The 20,186-nt window shown below is 55.3% G+C and carries 24 protein-coding genes, 2 tRNA genes and 2 pseudogenes; 14 read left to right on the top strand and 14 right to left on the bottom strand.

What is annotated here, in order from left to right; genetic code table 11:
* The first annotated feature begins 5 nt into the window (after nucleotides 1-5).
* Nucleotides 6-1,182 (top strand): annotated as a pseudogene (locus P0120_13480) (IS3 family transposase).
* Nucleotides 1,183-1,374: 192 nt separating this feature from the next.
* On the opposite strand, the pseudogene P0120_13475 reads toward P0120_13480, so the two are convergent.
* From P0120_13475 to ald, 9 genes and pseudogenes are all read right to left on the bottom strand, one after another.
* Nucleotides 1,375-1,518: pseudogene (locus tag P0120_13475) on the bottom strand (helix-turn-helix domain-containing protein).
* A 60-nt stretch (nucleotides 1,519-1,578) separates the two neighbouring features.
* Complete coding sequence (locus tag P0120_13470; protein MDF0675329.1) at nucleotides 1,579-1,974, bottom strand: cytochrome c; 396 nt, start codon at nucleotides 1,972-1,974, stop codon at nucleotides 1,579-1,581.
* A gap of 34 nt (nucleotides 1,975-2,008) precedes the next feature.
* A complete protein-coding gene (queC, locus tag P0120_13465) occupies nucleotides 2,009-2,707 on the bottom strand; it encodes a 7-cyano-7-deazaguanine synthase QueC (protein MDF0675328.1) in 699 nt (232 codons plus the stop codon).
* Nucleotides 2,708-2,756: 49 nt separating this feature from the next.
* Nucleotides 2,757-3,320: a TraR/DksA family transcriptional regulator gene (locus P0120_13460; protein ID MDF0675327.1), complete on the bottom strand. Its 564-nt coding sequence runs from the start codon at nucleotides 3,318-3,320 to the stop codon at nucleotides 2,757-2,759.
* A 110-nt stretch (nucleotides 3,321-3,430) separates the two neighbouring features.
* Nucleotides 3,431-3,955, bottom strand: a complete 525-nt coding sequence (locus P0120_13455; protein MDF0675326.1) for an adenine phosphoribosyltransferase — start codon at nucleotides 3,953-3,955, stop codon at nucleotides 3,431-3,433.
* A 4-nt stretch (nucleotides 3,956-3,959) separates the two neighbouring features.
* Nucleotides 3,960-4,913, bottom strand: coding sequence for a sigma-70 family RNA polymerase sigma factor (locus P0120_13450; protein ID MDF0675325.1), 954 nt, complete (start codon nucleotides 4,911-4,913; stop codon nucleotides 3,960-3,962).
* A gap of 13 nt (nucleotides 4,914-4,926) precedes the next feature.
* Complete coding sequence (locus tag P0120_13445; GenBank protein ID MDF0675324.1) at nucleotides 4,927-5,223, bottom strand: acylphosphatase; 297 nt, start codon at nucleotides 5,221-5,223, stop codon at nucleotides 4,927-4,929.
* A 284-nt stretch (nucleotides 5,224-5,507) separates the two neighbouring features.
* Nucleotides 5,508-5,584, bottom strand: a tRNA-Pro gene (locus P0120_13440).
* 34 nt (nucleotides 5,585-5,618) lie between these two features.
* A complete protein-coding gene (ald, locus tag P0120_13435) occupies nucleotides 5,619-6,722 on the bottom strand; it encodes an alanine dehydrogenase (protein MDF0675323.1) in 1,104 nt (367 codons plus the stop codon).
* A gap of 160 nt (nucleotides 6,723-6,882) precedes the next feature.
* On the opposite strand from ald, the gene P0120_13430 reads away from it, so the two are divergent.
* The 4 genes from P0120_13430 (at nucleotide 6,883) to P0120_13415 (ending at nucleotide 8,367) form a co-directional block, all read left to right on the top strand.
* Nucleotides 6,883-7,266, top strand: a complete 384-nt coding sequence (locus tag P0120_13430; GenBank protein MDF0675322.1) for a hypothetical protein — start codon at nucleotides 6,883-6,885, stop codon at nucleotides 7,264-7,266.
* 13 nt (nucleotides 7,267-7,279) lie between these two features.
* Nucleotides 7,280-7,633 (top strand): (2Fe-2S) ferredoxin domain-containing protein, encoded by a 354-nt coding sequence (locus P0120_13425; protein MDF0675321.1) that lies wholly within the window; start codon nucleotides 7,280-7,282, stop codon nucleotides 7,631-7,633.
* Nucleotides 7,634-7,654: 21 nt separating this feature from the next.
* Nucleotides 7,655-8,068 carry a hypothetical protein gene (locus P0120_13420; protein MDF0675320.1) on the top strand — a complete coding sequence of 138 codons (414 nt, stop codon included), beginning with the start codon at nucleotides 7,655-7,657 and terminating at the stop codon, nucleotides 8,066-8,068.
* Nucleotides 8,069-8,133: 65 nt separating this feature from the next.
* A complete protein-coding gene (locus P0120_13415; GenBank protein MDF0675319.1) occupies nucleotides 8,134-8,367 on the top strand; it encodes a hypothetical protein in 234 nt (77 codons plus the stop codon).
* Nucleotides 8,368-8,443: 76 nt separating this feature from the next.
* On the opposite strand, the gene P0120_13410 is transcribed toward P0120_13415, so the two are convergent.
* Together P0120_13410 and P0120_13405 are read right to left on the bottom strand one after the other, a co-directional pair.
* Nucleotides 8,444-9,496: a phytoene/squalene synthase family protein gene (locus tag P0120_13410; protein ID MDF0675318.1), complete on the bottom strand. Its 1,053-nt coding sequence runs from the start codon at nucleotides 9,494-9,496 to the stop codon at nucleotides 8,444-8,446.
* The gene (locus P0120_13405) at nucleotides 9,496-9,933 is read right to left on the bottom strand and encodes a cupredoxin domain-containing protein (protein ID MDF0675317.1); all 438 of its coding nucleotides are present in this window, start codon (nucleotides 9,931-9,933) and stop codon (nucleotides 9,496-9,498) included. The genes P0120_13410 and P0120_13405 overlap by 1 nt, the downstream gene beginning before the upstream one ends.
* A 212-nt stretch (nucleotides 9,934-10,145) precedes the next feature.
* On the opposite strand from P0120_13405, the gene htpX reads away from it, so the two are divergent.
* On the top strand, nucleotides 10,146-11,066 hold the full coding sequence (htpX, locus tag P0120_13400) for a protease HtpX (GenBank protein MDF0675316.1): 921 nt from the start codon (nucleotides 10,146-10,148) through the stop codon (nucleotides 11,064-11,066).
* A gap of 6 nt (nucleotides 11,067-11,072) precedes the next feature.
* Here htpX and P0120_13395 read toward each other — a convergent pair whose 3' ends face one another.
* A complete protein-coding gene (locus P0120_13395; protein ID MDF0675315.1) occupies nucleotides 11,073-11,345 on the bottom strand; it encodes a hypothetical protein in 273 nt (90 codons plus the stop codon).
* 296 nt (nucleotides 11,346-11,641) lie between these two features.
* Here P0120_13395 and P0120_13390 point away from each other — a divergent pair, with 296 nt between their 5' ends.
* Entirely contained in the window at nucleotides 11,642-13,051 is a 1,410-nt protein-coding gene (locus tag P0120_13390; protein ID MDF0675314.1) for an MFS transporter, read from the top strand.
* Here P0120_13390 and P0120_13385 read toward each other — a convergent pair.
* Entirely contained in the window at nucleotides 13,045-13,266 is a 222-nt protein-coding gene (locus tag P0120_13385; GenBank protein MDF0675313.1) for a hypothetical protein, read from the bottom strand. The two genes, P0120_13390 and P0120_13385, sit on opposite strands and share 7 nt — an antisense overlap.
* Before the next feature lie 150 nt (nucleotides 13,267-13,416).
* Here P0120_13385 and P0120_13380 point away from each other — a divergent pair, with 150 nt between their 5' ends.
* The 4 genes from P0120_13380 (at nucleotide 13,417) to P0120_13365 (ending at nucleotide 17,956) form a co-directional block, all read left to right on the top strand.
* A complete protein-coding gene (locus P0120_13380; protein MDF0675312.1) occupies nucleotides 13,417-13,863 on the top strand; it encodes a GatB/YqeY domain-containing protein in 447 nt (148 codons plus the stop codon).
* A gap of 83 nt (nucleotides 13,864-13,946) precedes the next feature.
* The gene (locus P0120_13375; GenBank protein ID MDF0675311.1) at nucleotides 13,947-14,585 is read left to right on the top strand and encodes a response regulator; all 639 of its coding nucleotides are present in this window, start codon (nucleotides 13,947-13,949) and stop codon (nucleotides 14,583-14,585) included.
* Nucleotides 14,586-14,629: 44 nt separating this feature from the next.
* Complete coding sequence (locus P0120_13370) at nucleotides 14,630-15,634, top strand: diguanylate cyclase (protein ID MDF0675310.1); 1,005 nt, start codon at nucleotides 14,630-14,632, stop codon at nucleotides 15,632-15,634.
* 264 nt (nucleotides 15,635-15,898) lie between these two features.
* Complete coding sequence (locus P0120_13365; GenBank protein MDF0675309.1) at nucleotides 15,899-17,956, top strand: response regulator; 2,058 nt, start codon at nucleotides 15,899-15,901, stop codon at nucleotides 17,954-17,956.
* A gap of 83 nt (nucleotides 17,957-18,039) precedes the next feature.
* Here P0120_13365 and P0120_13360 read toward each other — a convergent pair whose 3' ends face one another.
* Nucleotides 18,040-18,357 (bottom strand): hypothetical protein, encoded by a 318-nt coding sequence (locus tag P0120_13360; GenBank protein ID MDF0675308.1) that lies wholly within the window; start codon nucleotides 18,355-18,357, stop codon nucleotides 18,040-18,042.
* Nucleotides 18,358-18,549: 192 nt separating this feature from the next.
* On the opposite strand from P0120_13360, the gene P0120_13355 reads away from it, so the two are divergent.
* From P0120_13355 to P0120_13345, 3 genes are all read left to right on the top strand, one after another.
* A tRNA-Ala gene (locus P0120_13355) sits at nucleotides 18,550-18,625 on the top strand.
* Nucleotides 18,626-18,739: 114 nt separating this feature from the next.
* On the top strand, nucleotides 18,740-19,078 hold the full coding sequence (gene smbP, locus P0120_13350; GenBank protein MDF0675307.1) for a small metal-binding protein SmbP: 339 nt from the start codon (nucleotides 18,740-18,742) through the stop codon (nucleotides 19,076-19,078).
* 180 nt (nucleotides 19,079-19,258) lie between these two features.
* Entirely contained in the window at nucleotides 19,259-20,164 is a 906-nt protein-coding gene (locus P0120_13345; protein MDF0675306.1) for a DUF72 domain-containing protein, read from the top strand.
* Nucleotides 20,165-20,186: the final 22 nt, after the last annotated feature.

Below are 20,186 nucleotides of genomic sequence, written 5' to 3'. Positions count from 1 at the left end.
GTGAGATGGAACGAGTTCCGCGACAGCAGTATACGAAGGAGTTCCGTGAGCAAGCGGTGCAGCTGGTCCTGGAACAGAAGTTGACGATTCCAGAGGTAGCAAGACGCCTGGCCATGTCGGGCAAGACGCTCGAGAACTGGGTGTGTCGAGCCCGGCGCGGTCAGCTCGCGACGCTGGGGGAGAGCCGACGGCCCGTGACAGAGCTGGAGGCCGAGGTCTCTCGGCTGAAGCGCGACCTGGCCGAGGCGCGGATGGAGCGCGACATCTTAAAAAAAGCCACCGCGTACTTTGCCAAGGCGCAGCTGCCCGGTACGCGCTCATGAGGACGCTGCGGCCCCAGTATCCCCTGAGTGTGTTGTGTCGGGTGCTGGAGGTGTCCCGAAGTGGGTACTATGCCTGGCGCACGCGCCGTCCCTCGAAGCGCGCTCAGGAGAACGCGCGCCTAGAAGTGGCGATCCAGGCCGCGCATGTGCGCACCCGGCAGACCTATGGGCCGGAACGTCTCCAAGCGGAATTGCGTGAGGATGGGTTCCCCGCTGGGGTCGGACGCATCAAACGGCTACGCAAGAAACTGAGACTACGTTGCAAACAGGTGCGCTGGTTCACGACCACGACGGATTCAAAGCACTCGCTGCCGGTGGCGGAGAATGTCTTGGCCCAAACGTTTGTCGCCACGCGCCCGAACGAGACCTGGGTCACCGACATCACGTATATCCCCACCGCAGAAGGGTGGTTGTATCTGGCGGGGATCAAAGATCTGTATACATGTGAGGTGGTTGGGCATGCGAGGGGGCGCGGATGACGACGGACTTGGTGCAGGGGGCGCTCAGGAACGCTCTCGACACCAAGCGCCCGGCCCCGGGGCTCATTCATCATTCTGATCGCGGCTCTCAATATTGTGCCCAGGACTATCAAGCGCAATTGCGGCAGTTCGGCCTGACCCCGTCTATGAGTCGGAAGGGCAACTGCTATGATAACGCGCCGATGGAGAGTTTCTGGGGAACGCTCAAGAATGAGCTGGTGCACCACCGGCGGTATGAAACACGGGAGCAGGCTCGGCGAGAGATCACGGAGTACATCGAGCTCTTCTTCTATAACCGTCAGCGTCGGCATTCCAGGCTGGGAAATTGCTCGCCCGCGGTGTTTGCCCAGCAGTGGGCTCGTCAACAGCTGGCGGCGTGAGGCGGCAACTCATGGCGTCCACTATTGACAACCGGGGTCAATCTGTGCAGGCGAACCGCCTCGGCTCAGGTGGGTCCGGACACACTGCCAGAGCCACGGGTCTAGGAGGTTACGTGGTCGCCGGGGATGGGGAACTCGGGTATCCGCGTGGCTCTGCGCCGTACAGGCACGAGAGGGACGGCCTCGTGTCGCATTCCGGGCCACCTCGCGACTCACGGCGCTGGGGGCACGGCCCAAGATCCGCGCCATCGTTCGGCGCGAATGCCCCTGGGCCAACCCCAGGCTCAAGGTCTCACGTTCTTCGGCACTCAGGTGTCGGTACGATCTCGTGTGCATGGCAACACCAGAGCCCATCTGGGCTGGCAGTGTTGCACTTGGAGTTAGAACTCAAGCGGTTTAAAAAATGCCGGCTTGTTTCTGGAGCCAGCGGACGTATTTGGTAATTTGATCCACATCCTCCGGTTTAACCGCATTGATCCTCGGCATATCGCCGAACTGCCAATGATGAGCCTTGACTCCGTTGGCCGCCGCTCGCTGAAAGGCCGCGTCGCCGTGATGATTCGGCTCATAGACCTTGTGAAGAAACGGTGGGCCTTGGGTGGTTCCGACTCCGCCCATGCCGTGGCAGGTTGAACAGTTGGCGTTGAATTTCTGCTCCCCTTCCCGCAACTCAGCCGGAGCAGAGGCCACGGTTCCCGTTCCCTTTGGTTCTCCCCTGTCTTGGCTGCACGCTGGTGCCGCCCCAACGACCAGCACAACAAGGCTTACCCACAACATCCGTGATGACTTCATAGAAGCTGACCGCTTACCCGAAGGAACGAACGGTTCAACATACCGCATACTGAATCGGATCTACAACTCCCGCCTCCGCAAATCCTTGTTTCCGAATCAGACAGCTGTCGCACTGACCGCAGGCGATCGGTCCAATAGGGTCATAACAGCTATGCGTGAGATGGAAGGGAACATTCAAAGTTAGGCCAAGTCTTATGATCTCTGCCTTGGTCATCCGGAGCAGCGGCGCTCGAATCTCGATACCCATGCCCTGCATGCCTGTCTTTGTTCCCGCTTGAAGTGCTGCTTCCACGGCCTTGATGAATTCCGGGCGGCAGTCGGGATAACCGGAATAGTCAATCACGTTTGCGCCGAAATAGACGATTGAAGCCTCCAGCGCTTCCGCGTGGGCCGCAGCCAGAGACAGAAAAATCAGGTTTCGCCCCGGCACGTAAGTAACGGGCACATCTCGGTTCCGTTCAGACTCAGTCCGATGCTTCGGCACCGACATATCACCGGTCAGGGCCGATCCCCCGATCGCCCTCAAATCGACGTCGATCACCACGTGTTGGTGAGCTCCCAGAGCCGTCGCCACCTGTCTCGACCGCTCAACCTCCACTGCGTGACGTTGTCGGTAGGCAATGGTGAGGAGATGCAGCGCGTACCCGTCACGCCGTGCGACGGCCGCTGTAACAGTGGAGTCCAACCCTCCACTGGCAAGAACGACCGCTCGTGGTGGAGTCTGCCCGTTCATGATGGGGAGAGAAGGATGCAGGGTGCCGCAGGGGAGAAATTCTTTGGAGCTAGTCGCGCTCTTCTTCGCGTTCGATCTTCTCCAGCAATTCCACACGCGATTGGCACTCCACACACAGCTTGGCGAAGGGGACCGCCTGGAGACGTTTCTCGCTGATCTCGACCCCACATTCGGCACAAATCCCGTAAGTCCCTTCGTGTAGCCGGGTGAGGGCTTCGTCGATCGACTGCCGTCGTCGGTTACGCATCTCCATCAAGGAAATACCGAGTTCGCGCTCAAGATCCATTAAGGCTTGGTCGCCGACATCACGCGCAGACTCCAGGCGTCGCTGCTGATCTTCGGTCAGGGACTGTCCAAGGCTCTCTTCGATCTCTTTAATAATCTCTTGGCGTTTACCGATGAGCATTTTGTGAAGCACTTCCTGTCGCCGTTCGCGTGCTTCCCGCTCTTTTACCGTCTCCTTTGGCCGCACCGGCACCTCTGTTTCGCCCTCGGCCGTCGCTTTGAGCACCGCAGCCGCTTCTGCAATCACCGGCTGAGGCTTCTTGTCCGTGCTGGCGGTAGATTTCGACTTCGCCTCGCCCTTTTTCTTCGCCTGGGTTTTCGTTGCCATGGACGGTCGGCTCCAGAAATAGAATAGGTAATTGGAGGGTCAAAAACCTCGGTTTCTATATCACGGTCTGTGCCCTATGAACAAGAGGCGGCGAAAGATGCGTTGAAAACCTAGGGATAGGTGATGGTTGAATGGACATCGTAGCCGGTGAGTTTATCGCGTCCCTTCAAGCTCTTCAGCTCAACCAGAAAATCGAGTCCGACAATCGTACCGCCAAGCTGACGGACAAGGTGGACCGTCGCCTCTGCCGTTCCTCCAGTCGCCAACAGGTCGTCGACAATCAACACATGCTCTCCAATTTCGATCGAGTCACGGTGCACCGTAAGGCTGTTCTGTCCGTACTCGAGGCTATACTTTACTTCATAACAATCAGCCGGAAGTTTTCCAGGCCTTCGAACCGGGACGAATCCGGCCCCGAGACGCGAGGCGAGAATCCCGCCGAAAATAAACCCCCGGGACTCAATCCCTACAACCTTGGTGATCCCTCGATCCTGATACCGAGTCGTCAATTGGTCGGCAAGGCTCTGAACCGCGGCAGAATTCTTCAGGAGCGTGGTGATGTCATAAAATAGAATGCCGCGCTTCGGAAAGTCCGGCACTTCTCGAATGAGAGCTTGATAGTTGACGACGGTCACGGGGTTAGAGCAAGTCTGCCTGTGTCATAGTCTTTCGCTCGATGGTGTTGCGAAGCCGAACCAACGCGGCCATCTCGATCTGCCTGACCCGCTCACGAGTCAACCCCATGGTACGTCCGATTTCCTCGAGCGTCTTCGCTTCATCTCCGTCGAGCCCGAACCGTGACACAATAACAGTTTGCTCTTTCTCAGGCAACTCCCTTACCCATGCCATCAGTTCCGTCCTCCGCCGAATCCCGTCGGCGGTCTCATCGGGTGCGAGTCCAACCGGATCCTCGATTACATCGCGCAGGAAGGTATCAGTGCGGTCGTTGAGCGGGCTATCGAGTGAACAGGTTGTGCGCACCAACTGTTTCAAATCTAGTACTTCTTCTTCCGACATCTTCATCTTGACGGCCACTTCGGCCGCCCGCGGCTCCCGCCCAAGCTCCTGCACCAACTGCTCGACACGATTGAGATAGCGATTGAGTCGCTCTACGACGTGCACCGGCAACCGCACCAGCTTGCCTTGATTAATGATCGCCCGTTCGATGTACTGACGGATCCACCAAGACGCATAAGTGCTGAACCGGAACCCACGCTTGTAATTGAATTTTTCGACGGCTTTGATCAAACCTAAATTACCTTCTTCCACGATGTCGGAAAACGGAAACCCGCGGTGCATGTAACGCTTTCCGATGCTGATGACCAGTCGCAGATTCGATTCGATCATCTGTTGCCGAGCTTGCTCATCGCCGGCCATGACCCGCTTACCCAGCTGCTGTTCTTGTTTGAAGGTCAGCAGGGTCGATCGCCGAACCTCCCGCAAGTAGCTCTTCAGGGTGTCAAGACCTTCCGATCGACCCGTTTCCCGTTCGCCCTGATCAGGTGCGCTCGCAGGTTCTGAGGCGTCCATGTCGTCGACGGGTTGCCTTCGAGCTTCGCTCAACTCGGAGTCCTCGTCATGCGGTCGACTCATGATTCCTCGTTTGCTAATACCAAATACTAAAGTTGGAATACCGCCCGGTCGCGGCACTCCACTCCGTCTCAATTTTTGTGACATGGGCGGCAGGAGGACCGGTCTTCAATTCACGTACAAGTGCTTCGAGCACTGACCTTCTCCCCTCCACGTCCAACTCGACTCGACCATCGTCGAGATTGCGGACGCCCCCTAATAGACCAAGCCTTGCCGCTGCCCTTGCCGCAAACGCACGAAATCCCACCCCCTGCACATGACCAAGCACGAGGATACGTACTCGAACCGGCGGTTCATCAACCGATTGAGTCATCTGGCCCTACCAAAATCCATTAACGCAAACAGCCACTTACAAGATTGCTGAGCGGATATTCTCACACCTCTGCCGATGCGTCACGCGTTTTACAATTCCAAGCCAGAACTGTGCCCAGGGCAGAGATTTTATGAAGAATCCAACTCAAGGAATTTACGACATGAGTTAATGGGCAGGCAACTCAGGCGAAATGCGGTTTGGGAGAGGAAAGTTGAGAATGACTGGAGGTTTTTATCCCGTCGCCTTAATGGGAAGAATAGGCTCCGGGTCGAGCAAGCTTGGTTTGGTCGGGGCGAGAGGATTTGAACCTCCGACCCCTGCGTCCCGAACGCAGTGCGCTACCGGGCTGCGCTACGCCCCGACAAGACCGAGCAAGAAAATGAAGCGTGATTGTCTTACAAGACAGGGGTAAAAGGCAACCCGTGAGCTTCCGCCACTGCTCGATGAGTAACCTTCCCATCCTTGAGATTGACTCCCTTGGCTAATCCCGGATCAGCGTGAATCGCGTGCTCTATGCCCTCCGACGCGAGTCGCAGCAGATACGGCAACGTCGCATTGGTGAGGGCATAGGTTGACGTACGAGGGACGATTCCAGGCATATTGGCCACACAATAGTGAACAACCCTATCGACGACATAGACGGGCTCCGAGTGAGTCGTCGGTCTCGTCGTCTCAACACAACCGCCCTGATCGACCGAAACATCCACGATCACCGACCCAGGCTTCATCCGAGAGACCAGCGAACGCGACACCACTTTGGGCGCCTTGGCGCCGGGGATCAGCACGGCGCCGATGACAAGATCAGCTGAGCACACAGCCTCTTCAATGGTAGCGGAGCTCACAGCGCACGTGATAATCCGCCCCTGGTACTGATCATCGAGATACCGCAGCCGTTCAACATCCAAATTGATCACCCTCACCTGAGCTCCCATTCCGACCGCGATGCGAATCGCCGAGCTTCCCACTACGCCAGCACCAAGCACGACGACCTTGCCCGGATCCACTCCCGGAACCCCTCCCAACAAGACACCTCGCCCCCCGTGGATTGTCTCCAGATACCGTGCGCCGATCTGCACAGACATCCGCCCGGCGATTTCACTCATCGGCTTGAGTATCGGAAGACTGCCGTCTTTCGACTCGGTGGTTTCATACGCGATAGCCGTAATCTTGCTACTCAGAAGCGCCTTGGTCACATCCGGCAGTGCGGCGAGATGTAAGTAGGTGAACAGGACCTGGCCCGGACGAAACAGATGGCACTCACAAAGCAACGGCTCTTTGACCTTCAGAATCAAATCAGCTTTCTTGAATACCTCGCTCTTCGAATTGGCAATCGTGGCACCGGCCTTGCGATACTCGTCATCGCTAAATCCACTGCCCTGTCCGGCGGACGGTTCGAGCCAGACCTCATGCCCCATTTGACACAATGTCGCTGCACCTTCAGGGGTAAGACTGACACGATACTCGTGATCCTTGATTTCTTTTGGGACGCCGATGACCATATAGGTTCCCCCTTTCCGGCTAGGAGTGCTGCAAGCCTGATGATGTCATTATACCTCGATACCCGGAGTAATCAGTTGCCTGCCGCACCATCTGCTCGTGGACAGTCTGGAAAGGCCTGTTGTAAAATACAAACTCTCAGTGTCTCTTATGGAGGTGTGGATGGACTCCGGAAACGGATCGTGTCAGGCTTGCGGAACCTCCGGGGGGCCGCTCACAAAATTTTCGCTGGGGAAAGACTTTTTCGGCCGTCCCTACGATCGTCTGTCGCCGTCATCAGAGCAGAACCCGAAATGGTATTGTGTCACTTGCTCGGTTCACAAGAACTTGCAGCGGGATTTTCGCGATATCCGGGCCGAGTTCGACAAACTGAGCGCTGGTCAAGGGTCGGAGATCTCGAACGCCGATGAGTTCCGACACGCGTCATTGAGGTTACAGGAAATCATGGCTATCTTGAAGGAAACCCAACAGCAATCTCCGTTCCTAAACGGCCGGGATGTCATGCTACTGATGGAACGGCTCAATACTCTCACCATGCGGGTATAGTTGCTACATCGCTATGCCACCATTTCAACGTCACATCTTCGTGTGTACAAACCAGCGTCCCAAAGACGACCCGCGCGGCTGTTGTGCAAACCTAGGCTCGGAAAAACTCCACGCGCATTTCAAGAATGAAACAAAACGGTTGAATCTCAAAGGTCTTGTTCGAGCCAATAAAGCCGGCTGTCTGGACCATTGCGATCTGGGGCCCAGTGTGGTGATTTATCCTGAGGGAGTGTGGTACTGGGTCGGTACAGAAGCCGACGTCACCGAGATCATGGAACGGCATGTTCTGAAGGGCGAGATCGTCACGCGATTGCTCATGCCTGATCATCCGGTTCCGGAACGATTGGCCCTCATCAAGACGCCATAGGACTTCCCTACGATCATTTCCATGCCGACAGAAGACAAATGGAAGGCCAACATGGAAAAGGTGGCCTTCACAAAACGGTTTCCAGGGCTGCTGCTGGACTGGAAATCGTTCGAAGGCAAAGCCATCCAGGCTGTGATTCCCTTGACCGGAAAACCCGGTGCCGCCGTGATTGTTTGTAGCGATGCAACCTTTACCGTTGTTTCCGCGCTTTCACCTGAACCCTGGACACTCGGACAGGCTCTCGTCGATGCTCGCGCACAACTGGAACCGGCACACCAAGCAGCTTATGAGGAGTACGATCGATTAGCGAAGAAAGACAAGGAAACGTTGAGAGTCGCCAGGCTGGAAAAGATTCTGGGTGCGATTCACAATAACCTGGAACAGATACCTGAGCTCAAAGAACGGCTCAAAGAACTCGTGAAGGATTGGAAGTGAGCAGCCTCCCGAATAGAAACATGTTCGAGATCTTCTCGCAAGGTCTCTTTGAAGGAGTCAAACCCATGTTGGTCGTTCGTGATCATCTCGTCCGCCATCCCGACCGCTGCACACACCAGGCAATCTGTGTCCCCATTTGCCCGACCGGCGCCTGGCTCTCGACGCCGCCCTACAAGTTCGATCCATCCCGCTGCCTGGAAAGTTGCCGGCTCTGCCTGGACGCATGTCCCTCACAAGCGATCTATGCCGTCTTCAAAAAGGGCGACAAGCTGTTGGAGCCACAGAAGAAGACTGGCTAGACTCTCGTGCTGGCGCAGTTGAGAAGCATCCGGCCACCCACCCCAGAAGAAGGCAGAGCTTAGATGATGCAGCAATTCACACAATCTGCTTCCGCAAATATCCCCAGTAAGCAGTCCCAGCATATCCGCAGGCAACCGTGCCAGTCGTCATGACCATGATCTGATAGACCTTGCTGCGCGGAATTTTGACTTTTACGGCGGGATTCAAAAGATCAGGGGAATGCATGACCAGCTTGAGCGATTCCCCGGCAGAGAGGATCGGCCACATGCAAGCCAGCCGTAACCGGGTTTCAGAACGCGGAATCGCCATCGTATAGAGCCAGCCCTGATCAAGGTGCTCGACCGCCAGACGAACGAGTTTGCTCAGCACAGGTTTGAAAGGAGGGAGATTGTGCTGATCCAATAAATCTCGAGGCCGAAGCCCCGCTTCGGCGAGCATCATTTCGGGAATGTAACAACGACCCTTCTGCAGATCATGGGCGATATCTTTGACGATGTTCGTCAGTTGCAGCCCCTTTCCAAATCGAACCCCGACTTCTGACATCCGTTGAATATCCCAGTTCGCCAACGCCTTCCGATGGGCACACATCAAGGAGGTCCAGAACTCACCTACACATCCAGCTACGTGATAGGTATAGCCGTCTAAGTCGTCGAGCGTCTTGAGCGCGGTGAGATCCGCCACGGAATTTCCAGGGAACGTGCCCAGATCCATTTCCATTCCTTGCGTCAGGGTCGTCATCACCCGCTGAATCCGACGTCGGTCGTCCGACGAAAAGTCGAGGAAGAGCCGGAAACACTCGTCCAGCCGCTCGAGCAGGATTCGTTCAGCCGAATCTTGTTGAAGCGGCCCCATAGCCTGCTGAATCGTAAGGATCTGTGTCCAATCGATCTGATCACCGACAAATTGCTCTCTGAGGCGGTTGAGAAAACCTAGACGACGCGATCGGTCGATCAGTTCCGCATCGGCAATCGTATCGGCGGCCCGAGCAAAGAGATAGGCCAAACTCACTTGATCACGCACATTCGCCGGCACGACAACCAATGTCGTGTAGAATAGACGCGAGACCTGTTTGAGAAGGTCGCGAAGCAGCTCAGGTTTGGAAGTAGCGGTCGTCGCGGAGAGAGCCATTACTTGACTTCCAGTAATCCTTCCATCCCTTTGTCCCGATGACTGGGCATGGGCCACAATCGTTTATCGCAAAAGAACGGAAAGAGGCCAGGCTGAGTCGGGACGAATCTGGCCATGACAGTCCTCCCGGCTCCGACGTCCTGTTCAACCGACAAGCTGTTGGCCGGATCTTTGATGATAAAGTTATGTGGCGTAATGGTCGTGACGCTCGTCAGAGTCAGCTCAACCGGCTTCCCCTTTTCCACAACCAGATGGTTCGGCGAATAGGAATAGCTGTCAAGAATGACCGTGGCGCGCTGGACCCCATCAGGCGAAATTGGGACGACAGTCGGTGGGCCAGGCTCTGAGCCTTCAGCGGCCTGCACGACTGCGACGAGCGCAGTAATGAACCATCCCACCATACCAAACGCATCAAAAGACTTTCGAATAACCTCCATGAGAACTTTCTAACAGGAACAACTGAGATGGGTCAACTTTACCCCGTACTTTCAGCGACTTCGAACGTCTTGACTTTCGGCAACACGTTCTTATTTGATGAAATCAATGATCGCTGAAGACTGCAACTCTGAAGAACAGTTTGTGTATAATATGGCCGGTTCTGTCTTTGGTTGAGTGCGTAGGCGAAAGCTTATCGCGAAGGAGGATATCAATGAAGTGGCTTAAAGGTATTGGCCTGTTCCTGATTGCAAATTTTTTGATCTATATCACGCTGTCGTTCACGGCCAATCTGTTGATAAACGTGGTTCTGCCGGCGTTCGGAATCGATGTGCGGGGAGTCTTCAATCAGCAGCTATTGGTCTGGTCCTTGGTGATCGGGTTCGGTGGCGCGTTCATCAGCTTGGCATTCTCCAAGCAGATGGCGCGAGCTATGCTGAGCTGTCAGCAAATCACTCAGCCACGGTCACATGCCGAGCATGTGATTTACGGCTCCGTCCAGGAGATTGCTCAACGGCTTCACATCACCATGCCGGAGGTCTGGGTGTATGAGTCGCCGGACCCCAATGCATTTGCCACGGGCCCGAGTAAGAACAATTCGATGGTGGCTGTTTCTACCGGTCTGTTGCAGAATCTCAAAGAGGATGAGGTCAAGGCGGTTCTCGCCCACGAGATGGGACACGTCTATAACGGAGACATGTTTACGACAACCGTGCTTGCGGGATTGATGAACACGTTCGTCTACTATATCAGCAACTTCCTGGCACAACTGGTTGGGCAACCTCAGGGAGACCGAGAGGAAGGGAGTGCGGGAAATCCTTTCCTCGCCTTTGTGGTTTATATCTTCCTCCAAATTGTTTTGTCATTTCTGGCCATGCTGGTGATCAGCTGGCATTCCCGTCGGCGGGAATTTGGTGCGGACGCATTCGCCGCGCGGGTGTATGGCAAGGGCGCAATGATCTCGGCCTTGGAAGGGATCAATCGGTGGGTCACGAGAGCACAACCTGAATACGGCACGCAGGATCCCCTGGCGACTTTTAAGATCTCGGGTAAGACATCTGGATTCATGCACCTGTTCGCCACTCATCCGCCGATTGAGGAGCGGATCGCAGCCTTACAGCAACTATCGGCCTAATGAACATCAACGCACTCGGTAAAACTCAATGTGTTGACGATACTCCTGGACGGCCGCCCACAGGGCGGCCGCTCCGAGAGTAATGTTTGCATCAAGAGCAGCCTCGATCTCAGGATCGTCAATCTCAACCTCATATCGATCCTGAATGTTCGTCCGAACCGGACCCTGTGCTATATCGCGAGGCATGAAGATTTCCTTCCAAACCTCCTTTTCAACCAAACAGACATCCCGAAACCGTTCATACAGTAAGCTCAACTTTTCAGAGTCGGTAATCCTCACGCGCTCTCCCATAAGTCCCTTTCTTCATGAATTTATCTCACCTATTTCTCATCCTGAGACGAGACAGGCACAACATCCTTGCTCGTAACGCGCATCGTGCCGACCTGATTCACTGCATGATACGGCTATTGCCTCAATCAGCCACCGAGCCTTTGGTAAATATTCTTGCCGAAACATCATCAGTCAGGGAGGTATCGTACTGAGGGGCATTGCAGGGGTCAATTGCTACCCGCCATGTTCCGATGAATCCTTGTGCGCCTTCTGTTCTATGGTAGAGTGATCTTGGCTTTCGGATTATGACGGTCCAACCAGTATTATTACATTCGTCAGAGCAGGTTCCTGGCAACCACCATCCTACTTCCATACACCCACACGAATCCGGTCGGCGATTTGGCGTTCGTGACGGGCTGTTCCAAGCCGTCGCCCAAGGCGCCGGTGAGCAGTATCTCTCGGCCTTTGCCCTGCTCCTCCACGCGACACCATTCCACTTGAGCATCCTCTCCGCCATTCCCCAACTCTTGGGCACATGGGCTCAGTTGGTTTCCGTCAAAGTTTGCCACTGGTTCTCCAGCCGAGCCTCTCAAGTTTTTTGGGGTATCATCGGGCAATCAGTCGCCTGGATCCCCATTCTTGCGCTACCGTTGCTCTGGCCTCATCAAGGACCGTGGCTGCTCATCGCAGCGGTCGCCGTGTACTTCACCTTCACGCATTTCACCTCTCCTGTATGGAATAGTCTCATCACTGACCTGCTCGAGCCCAACGAACGAGGCATGTACTTCGCCAGGCGAGCGCGGACCATTGCAATGACCAGTTTTGTTGCTCTCTGCCTGGCTGGGGCTCTATTGAGCTTTTTCGAGCAACAGCAACTCCTTTGGGTCGGCTTTGCCGTGATGTTCCTCATAGCCGGACTCTGCCGTAGCGCGTCGGCTCTCTTACTGAGGAAGGTAAGCGACTTACCACCGCATGAGTCGAGCAGCAACCCAACAGGCTTTTTGGTCTTTCTCCGTACCGACATGTCTGAAAACTTTCGCCGCTTCCTACTGTTTTCTGGGCTCATGCATTCTGCCGTGCTGGTTGCCGGTCCGTTCTTTGTCATCTACCTGCTCCAGGATCTCCATCTCGCTCATTGGCAATATGGAACCTGGCTGGCCGCCGGCATCATCGGGCAATTCCTGACTTTGCCGGCCTGGGGACAGTTCGGCGATCGCTTTGGGAATAAGGCGTTGCTCTCTTTCACCGGGCTACTCGTCGCGTTCTTGCCGATGCTGTATCTGTGCGGGACGACGTGGGTATTCCTGATCACAGTGAATTTTTTCGGAGGCGTGGTGTGGGCGGGACTCGGACTTGGACTGAACAACTATGTCTTTGATGCGGTACAGCCGACGGATCGCGCCAAGGCGGTCGCGGTTTCAAGCATCGTCAACGCCATCGGGTGGAGCATGGGAACAGTCATCGGAAGCTGGCTGATCGGCACCGTCCCAGCCAACCTGCAAATTGGGGCGTTGACTCTGGATCCTCCCTCCAATCTCCCGTTTATCTTCTTTCTGTCAGGTCTGCTTCGCTTGATCGTCTCGGCGACACTCCTCAGGACCTTTCACGAGCCTCGCGAAGTGGAACAACGCGCCCACCACCGATTGTTATGGGAACTGCCGCTGTTGAAACCCTTGCGACAACTCTCACGTCGGGCGATCAACACTATTCAGTAAGGAACGGCTCGGGAGTCGACAGCATGATTCTTCTCCTCTTGTTTGAGCTTTTCGAACGCTTTGTCGGCATTGCTTCGAACCTGGTCCTGCGTCACTGTCGGCGAAGGCTTTGCCGCTTCGCCGGCGCAGCCTCCAGTACCTAGTAGCAACAGACCCATTCCAGTCACGATCAACCCATGGCTCTGCCCTGTCCGGCATGTCACCTTCTTTGGCATACTACTCCTCCCTTTCGTCATGATCGCTATACGATTCGAGCCACATCATATCACTTCTGGTCTGAACACTTTCCAACTCATCTCGTTGACTCGCTAAAACCAAGCGCGTATGCTCCACTTCAGTTCAGTCCCTAACCCGTGAGGCATCCCATGTCGTTGTCCGACCGTCTGACCGAAGACCTCAAGCTCGCAATGAAATCACGCGATCAACTGCGCATGGATGTCATCCGTATGATCAAAGCCGCCATCCTGAACAAAGAAGTCGAACTGAAGCGGGACCTTGATGATGCGGAAATGAGCCTCGTGATGACGACCCTCGTAAAACAGCGTCGGGAATCCGTCGAACAATTTGAAAAAGCTCAACGGACGGAACTGGCTGCCAAAGAACGGAAGGAAATCGAAATTATCGAGTCGTACCTCCCCAAACCGCTTTCCCCTCAAGAGATCGAGACCATTGTCGCGTCGGCTGTCGCGGAGACCGGATCCCGCTCACTCAAAGATATGGGAACAGTCATGAAGGCAGTTATGGCCCGCCTCGCCGGACAGTCCATCGACGGCAAGCAAGTCAGCGACCTGGTGAAAAGCAAGCTCACCTGATTCATCTCTTGAATCATCAGCTATACTGAATCCTATCACCTGGCAGTTTCAGTTTCGTTCGCTCTTGGCCGTTAAGTAGTGGTATGGCGATCCTCATAGTTGATGACTCTCCCGACCAGCGTCTATTACTTCGGTCTATTCTGACTAAGGCCGGTCATCATGATGTTCTCGTGGCCGATTCGGCCGAGGCAGCTTTTACGGCTTTGAACCTTGGCGGCACGAAGGTATCAATTGATATCGATTTGATTCTGATGGATGTACTCATGCCTGCCATCGATGGCGTATCGGCCTGCCGACAAATCAAGCAGCAGGCTCACCTTCGAGACATTCCGATCATCATGGTGACGGCCCAGAATGATCTCAACAATCTGAGAGAAGCCTTCTCGGCCGGTGCGATGGATTACATCAACAAACCCGTGAATGAGGTGGAGTTACTCGCCCGCGTGTCCTCGGCGCTCACACTGAAGAACGAAATGGATTGCCGGAAGGAACGGGAGGAGGAGCTTCGCCGCAGCAATGAGGAACTCCAACGAGCCCTCCGCGAAGTCAAAGTGCTTCGCGGGCTGATCCCAATCTGCGCCTCCTGCAAGAAAATCCGCAATGACGGCGGGTTCTGGCAACAACTCGAAGAGTATATCGGCGAGCATTCCGAAGCTGAGTTTAGCCACGGACTCTGCCAACCCTGCCTCAAAAAGCTTTATCCTGGTGTTTATCAAGACTAGCTGTTACGATCCCGCAAGCTTCCCTGTCAAAGGCTGGTGAATGTATGAGCATTCTCATCGTCGACGACTCTGCAGATGATCGGTTACTCTTGCAGGCCATTCTGTCGACTGCCGGCTATGAAAACATTTTGACGGCGGATTCGGCCGCCGCCGCGTTCGGACAGCTCGGCCTGGACGGAGGTAAGCAAGGCGCTGCGCGAGTCGATTTGATCCTCATGGATATCCTGATGCCGCAGATGAACGGCATCGAAGCTTGTCGCCAGATAAAAGCCGCTGACCGGTTCCGAGATACTCCGATTATTATGGTCACCGTCAAGACGGATCCGGTCGATCTTCAGCTTGCGTTTGCCGCCGGAGCCATGGATTACGTCGCCAAACCGGTCAACAAGGTCGAGCTTCTGACCAGAGTGCGGTCGGTGCTCCGGCTTGTCCACGAAATCGACCGCCGCCGTGCGCGTGAACAAGAACTCCTCGAGGTCATGCGCCAGCTCCAAGAAGCCAATCAGATGTTGCTCCGTCTCTCCTGCTTGGACGGATTGACGGGTATCACCAATCGACGTCAGTTCGATGACTTTCTGGACCAGGAATGGCGGAGAGCGGCACGCGAGTCAACGCCGTTGTCTCTGATTATGTTCGATATTGACCGATTTAAGACCTATAACGACGCCAAGGGGCACACGGCCGGCGATGAATGTCTCAAACAGGTCGCTGCGGCAATCTCCAGCTCTGTGAATCGTCCCGGCGATTTGGTTGCCCGCTATGGCGGAGATGAGTTTGTCACGGTCTTGCCCGGCACCGGCCTCGACGGCGCGGCACAAGTCGCGGAAAGCCTGCGTCGTCGAGTCGAATCGCTAGGCATGAAGCATGCCGATGAAGAACTCGTGACAATCAGCGTCGGGTATGCCTGCACTATTCCCAATAGAAATGCTTCTCCTACCGATCTCATCAAAGCCGCAGATCAGGCTCTCTATCAAGCGAAACAAGATGGACGCAATCGGACTAAGTCGGCCAGCATTCTCTCATTGGTCCGAGACTCACACGACGACTAAAACCGGTCAAAGCTGTTCCCCGACTATTGACGCCCCATGTCACGGTCACGCCATCCACGTGGAAGACCACACAACCGAGCAGCGGTAACCAGGAACCTTTCTCGGACTTCCCGCTCTGCAACCAGGCGCGTCTCCGCTCCCCACAAGCGGAAACTCTCCGAACGAACGCGCCTCTCATTCGAGCAAAGGGCAACCACGCTGCTCAAGCAATATCAAGACAGCCTGCACAAACTGGCGCAGCATCAGGCTTTGAACGGCGGCAACATGACCCGTGTGTTTCGCGCTATTTCAGAGGCGTGCTGTAGCTTGTTGCAAGTCAAACGCGCCAGCATCTGGTTGTTTACAAAGGAGCGATCTGCCATCGAACTGATCGACGTGTGCACATCCCGCCGACAACATTCCAACCCTACATTCGTGTTCCAGTCCTCGCGCTGGCGTGCTTACCTTCGATCTCCGGCACGTCAGTATCACACCATCGCAGTTCACCATGCTTTCAGAAATTCACGATTCATGGAACTGGCACCGTCGTACCTATCCCGTTTCCGTATAGAAGCCATGTTGAGCGCGCCAGTCAGGCAACATGGACGGCTCGTGGGCGCACTCTGTGCCGAGTCCGTCGGCGCGCCCCGACGGTGGAGTCGATTTGAACAACGCCTCGTCAGCCTACTCGCAACCACGGCGACCCTTGCTCTAGAAGCGGCCGAACGGCGTGAAGTGGAACAAGCCCTCCGTGTCGCCAAAGAAGCCGCCGAAGTGGCCAACCGTGCCAAGAGTGAGTTCCTCGCCAGCATGAGTCACGAGATCCGCACCCCTATGAATGCCATCATCGGCATGGCCGATCTCCTCTGGGATACGCCGCTCACACCTGACCAAAGGAAGTACCTACGTATCTTCAGACGTGCGGGTGGCACACTCTTGAATCTTATCAACGACATTCTGGACCTCTCCAAAGTCGAAGCCGGCCGCTTGGAGCTGGAGTCCATCGGATTCGACCTGAACGAAGTCATCGACAAAACCATCGATATATTGGCGATGCGATCCAACGAGAAAGGTCTTGAGCTTGCCTGCCATGTGGAGCGGAATGTACCCTGTCATTTGGTCGGTGATCCGACACGACTGGTGCAAATATTGATCAATCTGATCGGCAATGCCCTCAAATTTACCGACAAGGGTTCCATTGTCGTTCGTGTTACGAACGATCCTGAGCGGAATATTGCCGGTGCCATTCGGTTTTCCATCAGTGACACGGGAATCGGCATTCCCTCCGAACAACTCGTCTCGATTTTTGATACCTTTACGCAGGCACATGCCTCAACGACCAGACAGTACGGAGGGACAGGACTCGGTCTTGCGATCACCAAACGCCTCGTCGAAGGTATGAACGGGCGGATCTGGGCCGAGAGTACGGTCGGAACAGGGAGCACCTTTCACTGTTCCATCCTGCTTCAGACTCAAACAGAACCGCCCCAGCAGAAATCCGCAACCGAGATCAACCTTGCTGGTGTCAGAGTCCTGGTCGTGGACGACCACCCCACCAACCGCCTCATACTCCGAGAACTGCTGAGTACCTGGGGGGCTCAGGTTACGGAAGCAGGCGACGGGATGACCGCGTTGGACGAACTCCGCCATGCATCTGAACGAGGACATGCGTACGAGCTATTGCTCCTCGACTGCCGCATGCCTGAGATGAGCGGCTTCCATGTTGTGGAACAGCTGAAATCCGCGCTTAACGGGAGTTGCCCGACCGTCATCATGTTGACCTCCGATCATTGGGCGGATGATATCGCACGGACTTATGACCTCGGCCTTGGCGGTTATCTGATTAAGCCCATCCGGCAGGCCGACCTCGTGCAATCAATCGGGATCGCCCTTGGCCGGACTAAAGGAACGCCGCCGACAGGTGTGGACGCCACAGCACCACCGTCGACCGCTGCTACGCGGGCTTTGCGCGTATTGTTGGTTGAAGATTCTCCCGACAACCAACTGCTGGTTCGGGCATACCTGAAACAGCCAGACTATTTCCTCGACGTGGCAGAACACGGCGCCGTCGCGCTGGACAAATTCAAGTCCGTGCATTACGACGTCATCTTGATGGACGTGCAAATGCCCGTGATGGACGGCTATGCCGCGACAAAAGCAATCCGCTCATGGGAACGGGATCATGATCTCCCACCCACGCCGATTATCGCCCTCACTGCATTGGCCCTCAAGGAAGAAGGAGCCCGCATCTTTGAAGCTGGCTGCAACACACACCTCACGAAGCCCGTCAAAAAATCCACTTTATTGGAAGTGCTTCGGGCGTACAAGGAACACGTCGTCTAGCGATGCACGCCTCACATCCGGAACCAACAGACCGACTTACGATGGAGATCAGTCGCGATCTTGAAAGTATTGTGCCGATCTTCTTAGATAACCGGAGGAGGGATGTCCGGACAATTCGAGATGCGCTGCTGAAGCAGGACTTCAGGACCGTTCAGACTCTGGGCCATCGCATGAAAGGCGACGGAGGCGGCTTCGGTTTCGATCGAATTACCGAAATCGGAGCGGCAATGGAACGCGCGGCAAAACTGGAGGACCGCTTGACGATCGAACAGCACATCGTACAGCTGGAAGACTTCCTCAAGCGCGTGACCGTTATCTACCGCTAAAGGAGAGAGCAAGCGGCCTGGTCCGACCGACCCGCGATCTGCATCGGCTTCCGACAGCAGGTCCCAGATCGGCACACGTTCGACCGGTTCCTCGTTCGTGTGCGATCAAGGTACTGGTAGAGTCTCAGTAACGGGTTGTGTATAATGCCCCACGGGAAGCGTGACCTTCTATTCCTCCCCGTTCTTCGACCGCAGCAACAAGACTGCATGCTCCTATGCAGCAAACCCTGCGGGACTCTTGGTCACGGTCCCAAACATCCCACGGGTGGGGGGCTAGCTCAGTTGGGAGAGCACTACGTTCGCAACGTAGGGGTCGGGGGTTCAACTCCCCTGCCCTCCACCAAATACCATCTCACAGTCTCACGCCAGTGATCTCAGAGAGGTGAACCGCGACAAGGTGCGTTGAGTTTAAGTGCGGTACTGTCAGGCAGTGAGTCTAACCAAAAGGGAGGCGAAGATGACCAGTACACTCTACCGCGGTATCGTTATTATTGCGCTAGCAACGTTCGCAAGTGTGCCTACGTTGAACGCTCAGCCGTCCCCAGCCGGTAACGTCAAGGACGCCGTCGCGCACGCGAAGGAAGCGGTGGACCACGGCAAACAGGGCCATGCTGATGCGCTTGTGACACATGCGGAAAAGTCGCGGAACTATGCCGAGAGGGGAGGCAAAAACCCCCATTTGAACGAAGCGATTACGCATCTGAACGAAGCCATTGAGCATGGGAAAGCGGGCCACGCCGACGTTGCCACGCAGCATGCCGAAACTGCTCTCACGCATCTGACCGAAGTCAAATAAGGTATCAAAAACCCAAGGGACTGTATGACGGGCAGGGAAGGATGACCCTGCCCGTTTTTGTTTCACGAGCCGCTGAGACCATGGGATCAAGTTGGATCTCAGACCAAGGAACCGCTTGCGTTTCAGGACTCCAGGTTAATTCTAGTTTCTTCCACACTTCTTCAGTACAATCGCGCCCTCATGCCTCTCTCTTCCTTGATTCGATTCGGTACTTCAACGTGGACCTACGAAGGCTGGCAAGGCCAGGTTTATCGACGACAGTACACCAAGACGACTTTTGCGAGGGAATGTCTAGGAGAGTATTGTCAATACCTCTACAACGGCGAACCGCTCTTTCGCACGGTCGGGAATGATTCAACCTTCTATCGCCCACCGACCGCAAATCAGCTTCGGCATTACCTAAACCAGATTCCAGAAGACTTCCAGATGTGTTTCAAAGTCTGGGAGGAAATCACCATTCCCAGCTTCTCCAGACAAGCCCGCTACGGCCTCAAAGCCGGACAACCGAATCCACGATTTCTCGATGCGAAGCTATTCAACGAACTGGTCCTGACGCCATACCGCGAGGCTAAGTTTGAGCCGCACATGGGCCCCCTCCTCTTCGAGTTCCAACAACACGGGATGTCCACAGGCGAGTTTTGCTCACGGCTCGATCGGTTCTTCGGTCAGCTACCAAATGACTTTCGGTATGCGATCGAGATCCGCAATCCTGGTTTGCTCGGACTGGACTATCGGAAAGTTTTAGACAGCCATGGTATAGCACACGTCTATAATCACTGGTCCTACATGCCACCGTTGCTGCACCAGCACAAACGGATGGAAGAGCGTTTCACAGCGCCGTTCACTGTCATCCGTCTGCTCACGCCGCTCAAGATGAGTTACGAAGCAGCCAAAAGACGAGCCGAGCCTTATGACAAGACCGTGGGGGTGTTGCCTCAGATGCGAAAAGAGACTGTAACTCTCATCCAGCAGGCGGTAAGCGAAAACCGACGAGCCTATGTCTTGGTCAACAATCGCTCGGAAGGGAATGCACCATTGACGGTGCAAGCCCTTGCAGGTTGCCTAGGCCATGGCCATGAAGAGTAATGGTCATAGTCATACGAGATCC

Source organism: Nitrospira sp. (genome assembly GCA_029194675.1).
Lineage (GTDB): Bacteria > Nitrospirota > Nitrospiria > Nitrospirales > Nitrospiraceae > Nitrospira_D.
Note: the sequence above shows the minus strand (reverse complement) of the source record. Positions and strands in the feature narration are given on the sequence as shown.

What these genes read in the sequence shown, in the direction of transcription:
- htpX (MDF0675316.1), top strand. Translation starts at nt 10,146, where the DNA reads ATGAAGTGGCTTAAAGGTATTGGCCTGTTCCTGATTGCAAATTTTTTG.
- P0120_13375 (MDF0675311.1), top strand. Translation starts at nt 13,947, where the DNA reads ATGGCGATCCTCATAGTTGATGACTCTCCCGACCAGCGTCTATTACTT.
- P0120_13345 (MDF0675306.1), top strand. Translation starts at nt 19,259, where the DNA reads ATGCCTCTCTCTTCCTTGATTCGATTCGGTACTTCAACGTGGACCTAC.
- P0120_13470 (MDF0675329.1), bottom strand. Translation starts at nt 1,974, where the DNA reads ATGAAGTCATCACGGATGTTGTGGGTAAGCCTTGTTGTGCTGGTCGTT.
- P0120_13425 (MDF0675321.1), top strand. Translation starts at nt 7,280, where the DNA reads ATGCCACCATTTCAACGTCACATCTTCGTGTGTACAAACCAGCGTCCC.
- P0120_13365 (MDF0675309.1), top strand. Translation starts at nt 15,899, where the DNA reads ATGACCCGTGTGTTTCGCGCTATTTCAGAGGCGTGCTGTAGCTTGTTG.
- P0120_13380 (MDF0675312.1), top strand. Translation starts at nt 13,417, where the DNA reads ATGTCGTTGTCCGACCGTCTGACCGAAGACCTCAAGCTCGCAATGAAA.
- queC (MDF0675328.1), bottom strand. Translation starts at nt 2,707, where the DNA reads ATGAACGGGCAGACTCCACCACGAGCGGTCGTTCTTGCCAGTGGAGGG.
- P0120_13430 (MDF0675322.1), top strand. Translation starts at nt 6,883, where the DNA reads ATGGACTCCGGAAACGGATCGTGTCAGGCTTGCGGAACCTCCGGGGGG.
- P0120_13405 (MDF0675317.1), bottom strand. Translation starts at nt 9,933, where the DNA reads ATGGAGGTTATTCGAAAGTCTTTTGATGCGTTTGGTATGGTGGGATGG.
- P0120_13415 (MDF0675319.1), top strand. Translation starts at nt 8,134, where the DNA reads ATGTTGGTCGTTCGTGATCATCTCGTCCGCCATCCCGACCGCTGCACA.
- P0120_13370 (MDF0675310.1), top strand. Translation starts at nt 14,630, where the DNA reads ATGAGCATTCTCATCGTCGACGACTCTGCAGATGATCGGTTACTCTTG.
- P0120_13450 (MDF0675325.1), bottom strand. Translation starts at nt 4,913, where the DNA reads ATGAGTCGACCGCATGACGAGGACTCCGAGTTGAGCGAAGCTCGAAGG.
- ald (MDF0675323.1), bottom strand. Translation starts at nt 6,722, where the DNA reads ATGGTCATCGGCGTCCCAAAAGAAATCAAGGATCACGAGTATCGTGTC.
- smbP (MDF0675307.1), top strand. Translation starts at nt 18,740, where the DNA reads ATGACCAGTACACTCTACCGCGGTATCGTTATTATTGCGCTAGCAACG.
- P0120_13385 (MDF0675313.1), bottom strand. Translation starts at nt 13,266, where the DNA reads ATGCCAAAGAAGGTGACATGCCGGACAGGGCAGAGCCATGGGTTGATC.
- P0120_13420 (MDF0675320.1), top strand. Translation starts at nt 7,655, where the DNA reads ATGCCGACAGAAGACAAATGGAAGGCCAACATGGAAAAGGTGGCCTTC.
- P0120_13460 (MDF0675327.1), bottom strand. Translation starts at nt 3,320, where the DNA reads ATGGCAACGAAAACCCAGGCGAAGAAAAAGGGCGAGGCGAAGTCGAAA.
- P0120_13445 (MDF0675324.1), bottom strand. Translation starts at nt 5,223, where the DNA reads ATGACTCAATCGGTTGATGAACCGCCGGTTCGAGTACGTATCCTCGTG.
- P0120_13410 (MDF0675318.1), bottom strand. Translation starts at nt 9,496, where the DNA reads ATGGCTCTCTCCGCGACGACCGCTACTTCCAAACCTGAGCTGCTTCGC.
- P0120_13390 (MDF0675314.1), top strand. Translation starts at nt 11,642, where the DNA reads ATGACGGTCCAACCAGTATTATTACATTCGTCAGAGCAGGTTCCTGGC.